19 protein-coding genes are annotated in these 16,055 nt (G+C 47.9%); 18 read left to right on the top strand and 1 reads right to left on the bottom strand.

Going from position 1 to position 16,055, the window contains the following annotated elements:
- Window positions 1-47 precede the first annotated feature (47 nt).
- The 5 genes from BV11031_RS14700 to BV11031_RS14680 all read left to right on the top strand — a co-directional run bounded on the left by BV11031_RS14700 (window position 48) and on the right by BV11031_RS14680 (window position 3,819).
- On the top strand, window positions 48-863 hold the full coding sequence (locus tag BV11031_RS14700) for an alpha/beta fold hydrolase (protein WP_121643713.1): 816 nt from the start codon (window positions 48-50) through the stop codon (window positions 861-863).
- A gap of 163 nt (window positions 864-1,026) precedes the next feature.
- The gene (gene rapH / locus BV11031_RS14695; protein ID WP_010329131.1) at window positions 1,027-2,169 is read left to right on the top strand and encodes a response regulator aspartate phosphatase RapH; all 1,143 of its coding nucleotides are present in this window, start codon (window positions 1,027-1,029) and stop codon (window positions 2,167-2,169) included.
- Window positions 2,159-2,335 carry a phosphatase RapH inhibitor PhrH gene (gene phrH / locus BV11031_RS14690; protein ID WP_010329132.1) on the top strand — a complete coding sequence of 59 codons (177 nt, stop codon included), beginning with the start codon at window positions 2,159-2,161 and terminating at the stop codon, window positions 2,333-2,335. Before rapH ends, phrH begins: the two co-directional genes overlap by 11 nt.
- Before the next feature lie 157 nt (window positions 2,336-2,492).
- A complete protein-coding gene (locus BV11031_RS14685; RefSeq protein ID WP_010329133.1) occupies window positions 2,493-3,212 on the top strand; it encodes a YebC/PmpR family DNA-binding transcriptional regulator in 720 nt (239 codons plus the stop codon).
- Between the two features lie 136 nt (window positions 3,213-3,348).
- Window positions 3,349-3,819 carry a chromosome partitioning ATPase gene (locus BV11031_RS14680; RefSeq protein ID WP_010329134.1) on the top strand — a complete coding sequence of 157 codons (471 nt, stop codon included), beginning with the start codon at window positions 3,349-3,351 and terminating at the stop codon, window positions 3,817-3,819.
- Window positions 3,820-4,213: 394 nt separating this feature from the next.
- On the opposite strand, the gene BV11031_RS14675 is transcribed toward BV11031_RS14680, so the two are convergent.
- A complete protein-coding gene (locus BV11031_RS14675) occupies window positions 4,214-5,197 on the bottom strand; it encodes an amidohydrolase family protein (protein ID WP_129550781.1) in 984 nt (327 codons plus the stop codon).
- Window positions 5,198-5,446: 249 nt separating this feature from the next.
- Between BV11031_RS14675 and BV11031_RS14670 the strand changes: the two genes are divergently transcribed.
- The 13 genes from BV11031_RS14670 (at window position 5,447) to yesR (ending at window position 16,049) form a co-directional block, all read left to right on the top strand.
- Window positions 5,447-6,076, top strand: a complete 630-nt coding sequence (locus tag BV11031_RS14670) for a TetR/AcrR family transcriptional regulator (protein ID WP_010329136.1) — start codon at window positions 5,447-5,449, stop codon at window positions 6,074-6,076.
- A gap of 73 nt (window positions 6,077-6,149) precedes the next feature.
- Window positions 6,150-6,398, top strand: coding sequence for a spore coat-associated protein CotJA (cotJA, locus tag BV11031_RS14665; protein ID WP_010329137.1), 249 nt, complete (start codon window positions 6,150-6,152; stop codon window positions 6,396-6,398).
- Window positions 6,382-6,645, top strand: coding sequence for a spore coat protein CotJB (cotJB, locus tag BV11031_RS14660; protein ID WP_010329138.1), 264 nt, complete (start codon window positions 6,382-6,384; stop codon window positions 6,643-6,645). Before cotJA ends, cotJB begins: the two co-directional genes overlap by 17 nt.
- 14 nt (window positions 6,646-6,659) lie before the next feature.
- Window positions 6,660-7,229, top strand: coding sequence for a spore coat protein CotJC (gene cotJC, locus BV11031_RS14655; protein WP_010329139.1), 570 nt, complete (start codon window positions 6,660-6,662; stop codon window positions 7,227-7,229).
- Window positions 7,230-7,350: 121 nt separating this feature from the next.
- Complete coding sequence (locus tag BV11031_RS14650; RefSeq protein WP_010329140.1) at window positions 7,351-7,893, top strand: GNAT family N-acetyltransferase; 543 nt, start codon at window positions 7,351-7,353, stop codon at window positions 7,891-7,893.
- Between the two features lie 51 nt (window positions 7,894-7,944).
- Complete coding sequence (locus BV11031_RS14645; protein ID WP_010329141.1) at window positions 7,945-8,217, top strand: YesK-like family protein; 273 nt, start codon at window positions 7,945-7,947, stop codon at window positions 8,215-8,217.
- A 110-nt stretch (window positions 8,218-8,327) separates the two neighbouring features.
- On the top strand, window positions 8,328-8,957 hold the full coding sequence (locus tag BV11031_RS14640) for a YesL family protein (RefSeq protein ID WP_082246322.1): 630 nt from the start codon (window positions 8,328-8,330) through the stop codon (window positions 8,955-8,957).
- On the top strand, window positions 8,954-10,687 hold the full coding sequence (locus BV11031_RS14635) for a cache domain-containing sensor histidine kinase (RefSeq protein WP_010329143.1): 1,734 nt from the start codon (window positions 8,954-8,956) through the stop codon (window positions 10,685-10,687). Before BV11031_RS14640 ends, BV11031_RS14635 begins: the two co-directional genes overlap by 4 nt.
- Window positions 10,687-11,793 carry a response regulator transcription factor gene (locus BV11031_RS14630; protein ID WP_010329144.1) on the top strand — a complete coding sequence of 369 codons (1,107 nt, stop codon included), beginning with the start codon at window positions 10,687-10,689 and terminating at the stop codon, window positions 11,791-11,793. The genes BV11031_RS14635 and BV11031_RS14630 overlap by 1 nt, the downstream gene beginning before the upstream one ends.
- 103 nt (window positions 11,794-11,896) lie before the next feature.
- On the top strand, window positions 11,897-13,180 hold the full coding sequence (locus BV11031_RS14625) for an ABC transporter substrate-binding protein (protein WP_010329145.1): 1,284 nt from the start codon (window positions 11,897-11,899) through the stop codon (window positions 13,178-13,180).
- A complete protein-coding gene (locus BV11031_RS14620) occupies window positions 13,177-14,106 on the top strand; it encodes a carbohydrate ABC transporter permease (protein WP_010329146.1) in 930 nt (309 codons plus the stop codon). The genes BV11031_RS14625 and BV11031_RS14620 overlap by 4 nt, the downstream gene beginning before the upstream one ends.
- Window positions 14,107-14,109: 3 nt before the next feature.
- A complete protein-coding gene (locus tag BV11031_RS14615) occupies window positions 14,110-15,000 on the top strand; it encodes a carbohydrate ABC transporter permease (RefSeq protein ID WP_010329147.1) in 891 nt (296 codons plus the stop codon).
- A 14-nt stretch (window positions 15,001-15,014) separates the two neighbouring features.
- Window positions 15,015-16,049, top strand: a complete 1,035-nt coding sequence (gene yesR, locus BV11031_RS14610; RefSeq protein WP_010329148.1) for a rhamnogalacturonyl hydrolase YesR — start codon at window positions 15,015-15,017, stop codon at window positions 16,047-16,049.
- The last annotated feature ends 6 nt before the right edge of the window (window positions 16,050-16,055 follow it).

The raw sequence follows: 16,055 nt of genomic DNA, 5'->3' as shown, positions 1-16,055 counted from the left end.
GGAACAACAAATAATGAGTTTTATTCAGGAGGTGCTTTTGCTTGGACATGCTTCAGAAAGAAATACAGATTGGCGAGCACAAATTGTTTTACCGGACTGCAGGTGTCGGCAGCAAAACGATTTTGCTGTTACATGGAATTCCGACAAACTCTTTTTTGTGGATGAATGTGATCCCGCAGCTGGCCAAGCAGTACACTGTTATTGCCCCTGATATGCTTGGATACGGACTTTCAGGCAGGGCGGCAAAAGAAGAGCTGACCCTTCCGATGCAGGCGCAGTACATCATATCGCTGCTAGATATGATCGGTATTCAGAAAGTAAACGTTGTCGGGCATGATCTGGGCGGAGGAGTCGCGCAAATATTAGCCGTCCAGTATCCGGACCGGGTAGACAGTTTTGTGGTAATTGATGGCGTGGCCTTCAGCAATTGGCCGCTCCCTAAAGTTGTATCGCTGCGGTATCCGACAGCGCCTGAGTTTGAGCCGTCTCCATATTTCATTGAGCGGATGATCAGAGAAGGGATCTTTCATCAGCAGATGGTTACACCCGAGATTCTTCAAGCTTTTATCGCGCCGTTTGATCATGAAAACGGGCCAAGGGAGTTACAGGAAGCTTCCCTCGCGCTTGAACATCATCAAACAGAAGATGTGGTTCCCGGGCTTCAGGGAGTGCGCGTACCGGCCACGTTTTTGTATGGGCAATATGATCGGTACCTTCCGCCATACTGGGGATTCAAGCTGCAGGAGACGGTCCCGAATTCCACGTTTAAAGTGCTTCCGGAATGCAGCCATTATTCCATGCTGGACAATCCTTTATTGGTGTCTCAAGAGATTATGGCCCATATGAATCAAATGAATGGATAACACGTAATGCCTGACAGATTCTGATGTGATTTCTCTGTCAGGCATTATTTATTTTGAGAAAAACGAATTGACAGGATGAAAAAACAATTTCTTCCTTTCGTCTTGTTTTCAAATTTTTGGATTGATAGAATATGACATATCTTACATAGAGGGAGGGAAGCCGTTGGGTCAAGCCATACCATCTTCGCGTGTTGGTGTTAAGATTAATGACTGGTATAAGATGATACGTCAATTTAGTGTTCCGGATGCTGAGATTCTCAAAGCGGAGGTGGAGCAGGACATTCAGCAGATGGAAGAGGATCAGGACTTGCTGATCTATTATTCTCTCATGTGTTTTCGGCACCAGCTGATGCTGGATTATTTGGAGCCGGGACAATCATACGGGAATCGCCCTACAGTGACAGAGCTTCGGGAAACGATTGAAACTCCTCAGAAAAAACTCACAGGTCTTTTGAAATACTACTCTTTGTTTTTCCGCGGCATGTATGAATTTGATCAGAAAGAATACGTGGAAGCGATCGGATATTATCGCGAGGCGGAGAACGAGCTGCCGTTTGTGTCAGATGAAATCGAGAAAGCGGAATTCCATTTTAAAGTGGCAGAAGCATATTACCATATGAAGCAAACCCATGTGTCAATGCACCATATCCTTCAGGCCTTAGATATTTATCAAAAACATCCTCTATACAGTATTAGAACGATACAAAGCTTGTTTGTGATCGCCGGCAACTATGATGATTTCAAGCGTTATGACAGAGCGCTCCCGCATTTAGATACGGCGCTGCAATTGGCAATGGATATTCAAAACGACCGGTTTATCGCCATTTCTTTGTTGAACATCGCGAACAGCTATGACAGATCAGGAAACGATCATATGGCGATAGAACACTTTCAAAAAGCGGCGAAAATAAGCAGAGAAACGGTACCTGATCTGCTTCCGAAAGTCTTGTTAGGTTTAAGCTGGACACGATGTAAAGCTGGCCGGATACAAGAGGCGTTTCGGTCAATAGAAGAAGGATTGGCGCATATCACAAACAATCCGCAACTGACTTCTTATCAATTCTATAAAGAATTGTATACGTTCTTGCAAACCGTGTACAAAGAAGCTGTTGACGAAAGCAAAATTCATGATCTTTTAAGCTATTTTGAGAAAAAGAACCTGCACGCTTACATGGAAGCCTGTGCCCGAAGTGCTGCCGCTGTTTTTGAGAGCCGCTGCCATTTTGAACTCGCTGCCGCGTTTTATCGAAAAGTGCTGAAAGCGCAAGAAGAAATTCAAAAAGGAGAGTGTTTATATGCTTATTAAGAAAAAAGTAATGATGTGCCTTGCTGTTACCCTGATTTGCGGAAGTAGTTCGTTTCTTTTCTTGACAAATTCCGGGGACTTTAAGGAATCAACGGATCGAAACACGACGTCTATCGATCATGCCCCTCATCTTATAAGTGACCAGAAGGAGAAAGCCCTTAGCTAGGGCTTTTTCTTGCTTTCCGCAGACGTTCGCTTTTTCACCCGCGGCATTCCTTCTATTTCTGACGCAAGAGACTCGAAACAACCAAACCATTTGAGGTATAATGGATAAAGTGAATCACAATATGTAGATTGATATATATGAAAGAGAGTGGAGCAACATGGGCCGTAAGTGGAACAATATTAAAGAGAAGAAGGCGTCTAAGGACGCGAATACGAGTCGGATTTATGCCAAGTTTGGGCGTGAGATTTATGTGGCGGCAAAGCAGGGCGAGCCTGATCCGGAATCCAATCAGGCGCTGAAGGTTGTGCTTGAGCGCGCGAAGACGTACAGCGTGCCGAAAAATATCATTGAGCGTGCGATTGAGAAGGCGAAGGGCGGAGCGGAAGAAAGTTTCGATGAGCTTCGTTATGAGGGCTTCGGGCCGAACGGATCAATGATCATCGTTGATGCGCTGACGAATAATGTAAACCGTACAGCGCCGGAAGTGCGTGCAGCATTTGGGAAAAACGGCGGAAACATGGGTGTGAGCGGATCTGTTGCTTATATGTTTGACGCGACGGCAGTTATCGGTGTAGATGGCAAATCAGCTGACGAAGCGCTTGAAATCTTGATGGAAGCGGATGTTGATGTCCGTGACATTTTGGAAGAGGATGACAGCGCCATCGTGTATGCCGAGCCTGATCAATTCCATGCGGTGCAGGAGGCGTTTAAAAACGCCGGTGTTGAAGAATTTACTGTTGCCGAGCTGACGATGCTTGCGCAAAGTGAAGTGGAGCTTCCAGATGATGCGAAGGAACAGTTTGAAAAATTGATTGATGCATTAGAGGATTTGGAAGATGTTCAGCAGGTGTACCACAACGTAGATTTAGGTGAATAAAAAATGAGCAGGCTGCCACAGCCTGTTTTTTTCTTCTCCCTTGAATTTGTATGAGCTGTATATGGGCGGCCGCCTATACGATCTGTCAGGTATTCTCATACTCTGGACTGTAACCTATGTGAAGGAGAGAGTGAATATGAACGATATGGATACAAGACATATCTATGGCGGACCTGGTTTTGGCGTTTCTCCAGGCTATGGCATGCAAGGAGGCTACCCAGGCTATGGCATGCAAGGCGGAGGCTATCCGGGCTATGGCATGCAAGCTGGAGGCTATCCGGGCTATGGTATGCAAGGCGGAGGCTACCCGGGCTACGGTATGCAAGGCGGAGGCTACCCGGGCTACGGTATGCAGGGCGGGGTCTATCCGGGCTATGGCATGCAAGGTGGAGGCTATCCGGGCTACGGTATGCAAGGCGGAGGCTACCCGGGCTACGGTATGCAAGGCGGAGGCTATGGAGGCTATCCTGGAACTGTAAGTTCTCCGAGCTATGGCATGCATCATGAGAATGATGGGAATCCCCATCATCATAAGGGTAACCCCCATCATGATGGAAAAGATAATCACCACCATATGGGCCACTGGGGACAAGGCGGCTATAAATAAAGATGAGGTAAAAAGGGACACTCTTGCAAACCAAGGGTGTTTTTTTGTTTTGACTGTTCAGTCTGAAATCGAATCGCTAACCGTTTGATTGAGTTCGGGCACAGGGGGCGTATTCCCACCGGACGGTGAAAGGGTACGATTTGCTGATGCTGAAATGTGTATTGTGAATAAAGTCATTGGCCTTTTAACGGATATCGGCTGAAACAGATTTCTCCGCTTTATTGTTCCTGTTTCTAAATGAGGCAAAGCGGCGGGGATCAACGGAGCTGTGTGGGGACGCCGGGTTTTCCGTTCCGATCTGTAGCAGAGAATAGAGGCGGCAGGTTTGCGGCTGCTTATGCTGCAAGGACTGATTAATCTAGAAAGACCTTCGGCTCTGCCGAAGGTCTTCTTTTTATTGATTCAATTGAAAAAGCTTAGCCGCGTTTTCAGTGCCGATTTTGTATCGGTCCGTTTCACTGATTGGGCATTGGTCAAACCAGGAAGAGATTTCTTCCATCGTTTCATACGGATAGTCGACGGAGAAGAGGATGCGGTCTGAGCCAACCTCCAACAATGTATCAATTAGGGCCTGTGTTCTGAACACGCCGCTTGTTGTGAGATAAAAGTTTTTGCGGAGGTATTCAGTCGGCGCTTTCTGATGGTTGCCATGGGTTTCAGGACGCTGATGGCGAAGTCTGTGTTCAACCCGCGGCAATGTAAACGGCAGGCCCTCGCCTAAGTGGCCAAGGATGACAGTCAAATCAGGGTATTCGTCAAAAAGGCCGCTGAGCATCATGCGGATGGCATGTGTTGCTGTTTCAAAACCGAAGCCCCACGCTGAACCGAGAAGCCCTTCGTAGCCTTTATAAATGCGCTGCTGATTCGGCAGCGGGATACGCGGATGCAGGTAGACGGGAACCTTTAGCTGTGCGGCTTTTTCCCAGAAAGGGCGCACCTGGGGCTCGTCTAAATATTGGGCATTGTTTTCGTCCCCGATGTTGCTGTAGCCGTTGATCAAGGCGCCCACAAAGCCGAGTTCGTTTACGGCTCGTTCGAGTTCCTTCGCGGCTTCTTCAGGATCTTGCAACGGCACCGCGGCAAATGCTTTAAAGCGGTCAGGGTGCTTAGAAACGAAGAATTCCGCAGCGTGATCGTTCATTTGCTTTGCGAGTTTCACCGCTCGCTCAGGATCAGTGATGCCTTCAATTCCAGGCTGTGTCAAGGAGAGAATTGACGTTTGGATGCCGTTTCGATCCATGTCTTCAATTCGGTTTTCGAATTCCTGCAATCGTTTTTGGACAGCGCTGAAATACTCATCGTCAGTAAAATTGTGGCTTCCTGTAGCCGGAAAATCAGGAGATTCCCAATGCTCTTCTAAAGCGATTTTTCCATTCATGGCAAAGACTCCTCTCTTTATCATAGCGGGTGAGATTAGATGGAGTGCACTCATTTTACGTAACGAAGCTTCGTTTAGAAAGATAATGAACACTATGTTCATTACTTTACACCATGTACAAGATGTACGTTCATGGTACAGTAGATTTTAGAGAAAGGTCAATAAACAGAGAACGCTCAAATGTTTAGAAGTAGACATCCGCAGAAGATTTGTTCAGAAGAAAATGAAAGTTAGACAAGGAGGAAAAAAATGTCTAAAAAACGCAAAGTCGATCCGAGAATCAGACGAACAAACCAATATTTAAGAGATGCTTTAATTGCTCTACTGAAAGAAAAAGATGCCAACTCGATTACGATTCAGGAAATTACGGAAAAAGCGGACCTCACCCGCGGCACCTTTTATTTGCATTATCAGGATAAACAGGATTTTCTGTTTCAAAGCATGACCGAGGTTCTAGATGATTTGATCCGTCAGGTAAAGCCGAAAACGCCGGTCGAACCGGTCAGCATTGATGAGGATCATCCGCCTTTATCTTTTGTTAAGCTATTTGAGTACATCCATGAACATGCCGAATACTTTCAAGTGATGCTAAGCGACAGGGGTCTGCCGCAATTCAGAAGTCTTATGGCGGAGTTCGTACAGAAGCGAATTTACGAGGAATTGCTTTCTTCCATTAAGGAATCAGACAAGGCGCTACAGGTGCCGAAAGAGATTCTCATCAGCTATATCACATCCGCTCATATCGGGGTCATTTGTTCCTGGCTGGAGAGCGGCATGAAGTACAGTCCGTTATTTATGGCGAATCAGTTAACGCGTTTAACGCTGCTGGGCCCGCTCCGTATCGCGGGGATTGAGGAGCAGATCAAGCTTCCTTATTAGCAGTTTCAGTCATAATCATACCTCCCGCCTCATACCTATTAAGGTCATTGTTTTTGAGAAAGGAGGAACCGGAATGAAGGATATGCAGCCGTTTACGCCTGTCAAATCATATACGCCCTTTCACAGCCGTTTTGATCCCTGTCCGCCCATAGGGAAGAAGTACTACAGAACGCCGCCCAATCTCTATATGGCGTTTCAGCCTGAGCATATGGAACAGTTTTCGCCGATGGAGGCTTTAAGGAAAGGCACCCTTTGGAAGGATCTCTATGATTTTTATGAAAACCCTTATCGAGGGGGAGACGCATATGGCAAAAAAGGTTGATGCCGAATATTACCGTCAGCTAGAGCAAATACAGGCGGCGGATTTTGTGCTTGTTGAGCTGAGCCTTTATTTAGATACACATCCTCATGATGAAGACGCGCTGAAGCAGTTCAATCAATACTCCGGCTATTCAAGGCACTTAAAAAGAAAGTTCGAATCCTCTTACGGGCCGCTTTTGCAGTACGGCAACAGCCCCGCGGGCGAGGATTGGGATTGGAATCAAGGGCCTTGGCCGTGGCAAGTATAAGGAGGAATGCCTGAATGTGGGTGTATGAAAAGAAGCTGCAATACCCTGTTAAGGTCAGCACGTGCAATCCGACGCTGGCGAAATACTTGATTGAGCAGTATGGCGGAGCGGACGGTGAGCTGGCCGCGGCACTCCGGTATTTGAACCAGCGGTATACGATTCCTGATAAAGTCATCGGCCTTTTAACAGATATCGGCACGGAGGAATTTGCCCATCTGGAAATGATCGCGACTATGGTGTATAAGTTAACGAAAGACGCCACGCCGGAGCAGCTGCGTGAAGCGGGGCTTGGCGAACATTACGTGAATCATGACAGCGCGCTGTTTTATCATAATGCGGCGGGCGTGCCGTTTACAGCGAGCTATATCCAAGCGAAGGGCGATCCGATTGCCGATTTATACGAAGACATTGCGGCAGAGGAAAAAGCGCGGGCGACGTATCAATGGCTGATTGATATCTCGGATGATCCTGATTTGAACGATTCCCTTCGTTTTTTGCGGGAGCGTGAAATTGTGCATTCCATGCGCTTCAGAGAAGCGGTGGAGATTTTAAAAGAAGAGCGGGATAAGAAGAAGTTTTTCTAACGGGCAGCCGGGCCTCTCTTTCATGCACCCTTTTACATACAGAGAAAATGTCTGTTTTTGCTGGCAGGTCTGCATTATAATCAAGGTGGGTGAAAGTTTACTTTTTGATTGGGAGGCCTTTATGTCACCTTTTAAGATTACGAATGAAACACTAGCTGATGGAATTTGCGCGTGTCCGGCCGTGTATGAGGATGCAGAATCGATTACCGGGCTGCTCGTCCGAACAGCTGAATGGCTCCGGGACCGGGGCTCTAACCAATGGAGCGGTCTGCTGGAAGGACAAGATACTCATGATATCGCGGGTTCAATTGAAAATGGGCATGTGTTTGTGTTTAAAAAAGACGAAGAGCTTGCGGCTGTCGTGATGCTGCTGCCGGAACCGAGCGAGTGGGACCGGACACTTTGGGGAGACGACGGGCATGACGCGTCCATTTATTTGCACCGTTTGGCGGTCAGCCGCCGGTTTGCGGGACAAGGGCTTGGTGCGCGTATCCTTCATTGGGCAGAGACGGGTGTTGACTATCCGGGGAAAACACGGATTCGGCTTGACTGTGTCGCTGATAATGACGCCTTGCACTCGTTTTACCGGCGAATGGGATATGATTTCAGGGGTGCTGATGCATCTGGATATCATTTGTTTGAAAAAGAAATGTCGGCAGAATAAGCGTCCTTTGCAGGAGGCTTTTTTGTCTTTTTCTAAAAGGAGGGACAGGGAATGTGGTCATTTGTTTTGCTGGCAGGGATCTTGACGGCTTGTCTTTTCGCAGGCGCATCCGTTTTTGTTAGGGTGAAACTTCCTGATAAAAGATGGCCGGAATGGATATTGGCAGGGCTGGTTGTCCTTGGTGTGCTTGCGATCTGGTATAGCCTCGTTTATGTACGCGGCTGGGAGGGTGCTATGCTCGGTGTGCTTGGATTTCATGTCATTGGCGGAGCCATTGCGGGGTATTTGATCGAAAAGGCCATCATGCGATACAGGAATAGATAAGGCTGATGTTTCTTGTGATGTCGAATTTTTATAGGGAGGCAGGAATTTTCTTTCGAAAGGAGAAATACATATTACTTTGGAATGAAAGCGTTTTCTACAACAGGAAGGTGATATTGTTGATACACAGTGTGGCGAATGGGCTGAATCGTTTTTGCACGTGGGTGATGAGACTGGCCTATTTGAATGTGCTTTGGCTGTTATTTTCTCTTGCGGGCCTCGTTGTGTTTGGTTTGATGCCCGCTACTGCCGCGATGTTTTCAGTGGCAAGAGAATGGGCGAAGGGGAACATGGATGCCCCGGTGTTTTCTGTCTTTTTTCAGGCATTCAAAAAGGAGTGGCGGGCCGCACAGATTCTCGGGCTCATTCTTGTGACGGCCGGCTTGTTTCTGTTTGCGGATATGCGGATTGCGGCGCAGATGAATCAGCCTGTGCTCGTCAATGTGTTTTTGAGCATCAGCTTGATTTTTGCATTTGTTGTCCTGTATGTGTTTCCGGTGTTTTCTCATTTTGATGTGAAAATCAGAGAAGTGCTGAGCATCAGCTTTTTGATTGCCTTCAGCCGTCCTGCGGTGACGCTCATGATGGCGGCGGGCGCAGTCGGTGTGTTGTTTCTCATGCTGTTTCACGTAACGTTTCTGCTGTTTTTCAGCGGGAGTTTGCTTAGCCTGATCTTAACGAAGCTTTCCTTTAAAGCGTTTCAGTCAATGGATCAGCGTCAGGAGAAAGAAAAGGCAGCATGAAAAAAAGAGCTGCGGGCTGGTACAGGCGGATGAAGATTAGGGATAAGCTGTTTGTGTTTCTATCTTTCATTATGGCCGTGTCCTTTCTGTTTGTATACAGCGGGGTGCAGTACGCCTTTCATGTGTATGATGAGCAGATTTACCGCAAGTCTTCGGAGGTGCTGCGGATGTCTTCTGAAAGGATCGAAGACGAGCTGAAGAAGATTGAGGATGTGTCATATGAAATCATTACGAACGAACAGATTCAGCGCATCCTGAGCATGCAACATCGTGATGATACGTATGATCAGTATCAAATGAAGCAGGAGCTGTGGGATCAGCTTGCGGAATATGCCGGAGATGAAAAGTACATCGATTCCATTCATTTGATTGATGCCCGCGGCTCAGCGTATTCAGCCGGAAGCAGTTCTTCAGACATGTTGAAGCAGCAGCAGGAAGAGGTGTTTACACGAGCCAAAGCGAAAAACGGAAGAAATCTTTGGATGACGCTCGGCGGTTCAGATCCTGTCCTGATTTCAGCGCGGCAGATCAGATCGTATCGCCAGCTGAGTTTGAACGACTTGGGCATGGTGCTGATCCAAGTCAATGTGAAACAGATGATTCGTGATTTGCCGAAGGATTGGGGCGATGCGGTCGGAGACATCATGATCGCCGACCAAGGCGGGAACTTGGTGTATTCTGCACATGCCTCGGTGCTTGCGCCCGAGGCGGCAAAGGAGACGCTGAAGCATCCAGGTTATGACCTGATAAAAAAGAATGGCAAACGGTACTTTATTTCTTTCCTTCAATCATCCTATCAAAATTGGAGCTACTATAACGTCATCCCCTTTGATCAGATGTTCGAAAAAATTTCCTTTATGAAAACGGTGATCGGCACGTGTTTTCTCCTGTTTTTCTGTGTGGTTTTGCTTGCTGGAAGGAAAATCGCCAATAGTATCACGGAGCCGATCGAGCAGCTTGTGTCCGCGATGAAATCGGTGCAGGACGGCGGCATTGAAGCGGGGGTATCGCTTTCTCTGCCGGAACATACACAAGATGAGGCTGGCATGCTGAACCGCCATTTTACTGTGATGATGAAACGAATTAACGAGCTTATGGAAGAAAATGTGGAAAAGCAGCTCATCATTAAAGAAACCGAATTGAAAGCACTGCAAGCCCAGATCAACCCGCACTTTTTATATAACACGCTTGAGTCCATCAATTGGCTGGCCAAAGCGAATCAGCAAAAGCAAATCTCGAAAATGGTGGAATCGCTCGGTTTTTTGCTGCGAAACAGCATTCATATGAAAAAAGATACAGTGACCATTCAGGAGGAGGCGGACATCGTTCTTCACTATATGACCATTCAGCGGTTTCGATTTGAAGAGCGCCTGAATTTTACTTTGGATATAGACGAAGAAGTAAAGCATTGCCTTATTCCGAAACTGACGCTTCAGCCGCTGGTCGAAAATGCGATTCAATACGCGCTTGAGCCCTTCACAAGGCCGTGCGCCCTCCGCCTTCAGGCGAAAAAAATGAAGGACTGTGTTTGTATTACGGTCGAAGATAACGGTCCCGGCATGGATGAACAAATTCTCGAAACTTCGGTGGGGAGAGGAATCGGACTTTGGAATATTCGAGAACGCATCAAGCTGACATTCGGTGAACCGTACGGCCTGCGCATTCAAAGTGAACAAGACAAGGGAACAAGGATTGTGATCACAATACCGTGCCGAAATGAGGTGGCGTGATGTATAAAGTATTGCTGGCTGATGACGAGAGGATTATTCTTGAGGGAATGGCAGAAATCATTGAGTGGGAGGCGCTTGGCGTTTCTTTAATCGGCAAAGCGCAGAACGGGAATGAAGCGTATGACAAGATTTTAAATAACCAGCCGCATATTGTCATCACAGACGTGAAAATGCCCGGCATGGACGGGCTTGAGCTGATTAAAAAGGTGTCAGCCGCCAATCCGTCGGTTCAATTTATCGTCTTATCGGGTTTTGGAGAGTTTGAATACGCGAAGGAAGCAATGAAATACGGAGTGAAACATTATTTGCTGAAGCCCTGCAATGAACAGCAGATTATCAGCTCGTTGGAGGAAATCATTGCCGAGCTGAAGCAGCACGATATGCGGCAAAAGAGAACCGCTCATCTGAAGCATGAGCTCGATCATATCCGTTCCTTTGCCGCCGATCAATACTTGGAGGGCTTGATCGCCGGAGTGGCCCAGCTGTCACCGCCGCCTTCACTTGCCGGAAAAAAGGTCCGCCTTTTGATTGTAAAAGGGGAACAATCTATTGATTCCGCGGTTAGAGAAGCGCTTGGCTCGGCGCTGACAGCGGTTTGCAGCAGCGGAGATTGGACGGTGCTCGCTGTGGAAGAGAACGCCGCTGAAAAGGCGGCGGACGTCTTCACAGACTATCAGATGGCAATCAGCCAGACGGGAGAACTCCGGCACGCAGGGCAGCTGTTTCGGGATACCGTTGAAGCGTCTGGTGACCTGCACGGGAGCGCGGTGATTTCGAAAATGATCAGGCTTGTTGCCGATGAGCTCGCAAATCCGAATTTATCCTTAAAATGGGCGGCGAAGGATATGCTGTTTATGAATCCCGATTATCTCGGGAAATTATTTAAACAGGAAACAGGAGAGAAATTTTCCCAATACGTGACGCGAGTGCGTCTTGAGCATGCGATGAAGCAGTTGAAAATCAGGCGGGACGCGAGTGTCTCAGACATCGCGGAAGAAATCGGCTTTGGCGATAATCCGAAGTATTTCAGTCTCGTCTTTAAAAAATATACCGGGCTGACACCGTCAGAATTCAGAAGAAAACAGGGAGGCGCTTCCGCAGGATAGCCATCTCTGTTTTTTTTACTTTCGCCACTGTTTTTTGAGTGTTTCGCCTTCACTGAACGCTTTACAATAAAATGTAAGCACTTACATTAAAGGGGGGATTGGTTTGAAGAAGATTTGTTACGTGCTGCTGTCGCTTGTCTGCGTCTTTTTTTTCAGCGGATGTTCCGCGGGTGAAGAGGCATCAGGGAAAAAAGAAGACATTACGCTCAGAATTGCATGGTGGGGCGGGCAGCCAAGGCATGATTATACAACGAAGGTAATTGAACTTTACGAAAAAAAGAATCCGCATGTCCATATTGATGCCGAATTTGCGAACTGGGATGACTACTGGAAAAAGCTCGCGCCGATGTCTGCCGCCGGCCAGCTTCCCGATGTCATTCAAATGGATACCGCTTATTTGGCACAGTACGGAAAGAAGAACCAGCTGGAAGATTTAACGCCGTATACAAAGGATGGAACGATTGATGTCAGTTCAATCGACGAGAATATGCTGTCGGGCGGAAAAATCGACAATAAGCTCTATGGGTTTACGCTGGGCGTCAACGTGCTGTCTGTGATTGCGAATGATGATTTGCTGAAGAAAGCGGGTGTGTCCATCAATCAGGAAAACTGGGCGTGGGAGGATTACGAAAAGCTGGCGTATGACCTTCAGGAAAATGCCGGCGTTTACGGCTCTAACGGCATGCACCCGCCTGATATTTTCTTCCCTTATTATTTGCGAACGAAGGGTGAGCGTTTTTATAAAGAAGACGGCACAGGCCTCGCGTATCAAGATGATCAGCTGTTTGTCGATTATTTTGAACGGCAGCTGAGGCTGGTGAAAGCGAAAACATCCCCAACACCTGATGAAAGCGCACAGATTAAAGGGATGGAGGACGACTTTATCGTGAAAGGCAAGTCGGCGATTACGTGGAACTACTCCAATCAGTATTTGGGATTTGCACAGCTGACAGACTCGCCGCTGTCTCTGTATTTGCCGCCGGAGCAAATGCAGGAAAAGGCGCTGACGCTGAAGCCGAGTATGCTGTTTTCGATTCCGAAAAGCTCTGAGCATAAAAAAGAGGCCGCGAAATTTATTGATTTCTTCGTCAATAATGAAGAAGCGAACCAGCTGATCAAAGGCGAGCGGGGCGTACCGGTATCCGACAAGGTGGCAGACGCGATTAAACCGAAGCTGAATGAGGAAGAGGCCAATATTGTGGAATATGTAGAAAACGCTTCAAAACACATCAGCAAAGCCGATCCGCCGGAACCGGTGGGAAGCGCGGAGGTCATCAAGCTGCTGAAGGATACGTCTGATCAGATTCTGTTCCAGAAGGTAACACCGGAAAAAGCCGCCAAAACGTTCCGGAAGCAGGCCAATGAAATTTTAGAGAGGAATAATTGACGGGAAATGGGGCTGACGCAATGAAAAAAAGCCGGAGTATGAGAAAAGACAATCTGGCGGGATACGCTTTTATTTCTCCGTTTATTATCGGGTTCCTTTGCTTTACGGTGATTCCGATGGGAGCGTCCCTGTTTCTGTCCTTCACAAGCTATGACTTGTTTACGGCGCCGAAATGGATCGGGCTCGACAACTACAAGGAAATGTTTACGGGTGACGAAAAGTATTGGCAGTCGCTCAAGGTGACGTTTACGTATGTGCTTGCCGGAGTTCCGCTCCGCCTTGGCTTCGCGCTTTTTATCGCTGTCATTTTAAACAATGCATCAAAAGGAACGGCTATTTACAGAACGCTCTTTTATCTGCCTTCAATTATTGGCGGGAGCGTGGCCGTGGCGATTATGTGGCGCAATATTTTTGGCAATGACGGGGTCATCAATGCACTGCTGTTTTTTGTGGGGATTGATCAAAAAATTCTTTGGTATCAGGACCCGACTAGCGCGCTGTGGACATTGATTTTGCTGTCCGTCTGGCAGTTCGGATCGTCGATGCTGATTTTTCTGGCCGGCCTGAAAAATATTCCGTCTTCGTATTTGGAAGCGGCCAGTGTGGACGGGGCAAATCGGGTGCAGCGCTTCTTTCAAATCACGCTGCCGATTCTCACGCCGATTATTTTCTTTAATCTAGTGATGCAGACGATTTCTGCTTTTATGACGTTTACACCTGCCTATATCATTTCAAAGGGTGAGGGCGGGCCGCTTGACGGGACGCTTTTGTATTCGCTCTATTTGTTCCAGCGGGCGTTCAACTATTTTCAAATGGGCTACGCATCGGCGATGGCGTGGGTCATGCTGATCATTGTCGGGCTGATTACGCTGATTTTGTTTAAAACATCGGCCTATTGGGTTCATTACGAGTCAAAGGAGGAATGACGGATGGAGCCGGTCAACCAGCCTGTCAGAGAAGACCCGGTTTTTGAGAGAAAAAAAGCCGGGCGCGTCAAGCTCAAGCGCATACTGTTCCATGTGTTTACAGCATCGCTGGCGGTGTTATTGCTGTATCCGGTCATTTGGCTGTTTGTCAGCTCGTTTAAGGAAAGCTCCAGTATTTTCACAACCTCCCATTCTCTCATTCCCGATCCTTTTATTCTCAGCAACTATGCTGAAGGATGGAAGGGCATTGCGGGGCAGCCGTTTCTGACCTTTATTAAAAACTCTGCGATCATTGTCGGGCTGTCCACAATCGGCGCCGTCCTGTCATCGGCTGTCATTGCGTACGGATTTGCGCGCATCCCGTTTAAGGGAAAAGCGTTTTGGTTCGTCTGCATGATGGGGACGTTAATGCTGCCGCATGAAGTGCTGATGATTCCGCAGTATATTTTGTTTGCGAAATTGGGCTGGCTGAATTCTTTTAAACCGATTGTCGTTCCGCCATTTTTCGGGCATGCGTTTTTTATTTTTCTGATGATCCAATTCATCCGGACGATTCCCGTGGAATTGGATGAAGCGGCGAGAATCGACGGATGCGGGCGATTTGCCTGCTTTTGGCGGATCATTCTGCCGCTGATTGCCCCGGCGCTTGCGACATCTGCGATTTTCTCTTTCTATTGGAAGTGGGAGGAGCTGATTCAGCCGCTTTTGTACTTGAATAAACCTGAGCTTTACCCTGTTTCACTTGCGCTGAAGCTTTTCCTCGATACGGAATCGGCTTCGAACTGGGGTGCGATGTTTGCCATGTCGGCCGTTTCGTTATTGCCTGTGATTCTTGTCTTCTTTATGTTTCAGAAATATATCGTTCAGGGCATTAGCACGACCGGATTAAAATAAAAGGAGTGTTGCAGATGGCACAGCTTATCTTTGATGAAGAAAAGGTTACATCCGTGATTGACCGCATTGTGAAACGGACATTTCAGATGGATTTTGCATGGGATTGGCCGGGCGGCGTCGCGTTTTACGGTGTGGCGGAGGCGTATGAAGCGACGGAAAACGAGGAATATATCAATCTGCTAAAAACGTGGGTGGATGAACAGCTGGAGGATGGGCTGCCGCCGCTTTCGATCAACGGGGTTTCCATCGGCCATACGCTTTTGTTTCTCCACAAGGTGACGGGTGATCATGTGTATTTGGAAACGGCGGGTGAGATGGCTGAATATGTGCTGCATAAAGCGCCGCGCTTTGGCGAGGGGATTCTTCAGCATACGGTTAATTCCGCGGATTATGTGTTTCCTGAGCAGGCATGGGCGGATACGCTGATGATGGCGGGGCTGTTTATGCTGAGAATCGGGCGGGTGATGGAGCGTGAGGATTATTTTGAAGACGGCCTGCGCCAGTTTCACGGACATGAAGACGTGCTCCAGGACCCTGTCACGAATTTGTACTACCACGCCTGGGACAACAAAGCGCAAAATCATCTGTCGGGGATTTATTGGGGCAGGGCGAACGGCTGGGCGGCACTCACGATGGCGAAGGCGCTTCCCCTCATTGAGGTGACGCACTCTTCTTTTATGATCATTGACGGCTCTCTCAGAGACCAGCTGAGCGCGCTCGTCCGGCTGCAGGATGAATCAGGTCTCTGGCATACGATTTTGGATGATTCGGATTCGTATCTCGAGGTTTCGGCATCGGCGGGCATTGCATCTGCTCTTTTGTCGAACGGAAAACTGTATACAAAATATGTGCAGAAATCGCTAGCCGCCATTTTGGATGCGGTGGAAGAGGACGGACGGGTCAGCAAGGTATCGGCCGGAACAGCCGTCATGAAAAATGCCGAAGGATACAAACAGGTGCCTTACAAACGAATACAAGGTTGGGGACAGGGACTTGCGCTGACGTTTCTTGCTGATGTGCTGAGAACGAAAAAACGCGTGTACCAGTAGAGATGG

This window comes from Bacillus vallismortis (genome assembly GCF_004116955.1).
In the GTDB taxonomy this organism is placed as follows: Bacteria; Bacillota; Bacilli; order Bacillales; family Bacillaceae; genus Bacillus; species Bacillus vallismortis.
This window is presented reverse-complemented; position numbering and strand designations above follow the sequence as displayed.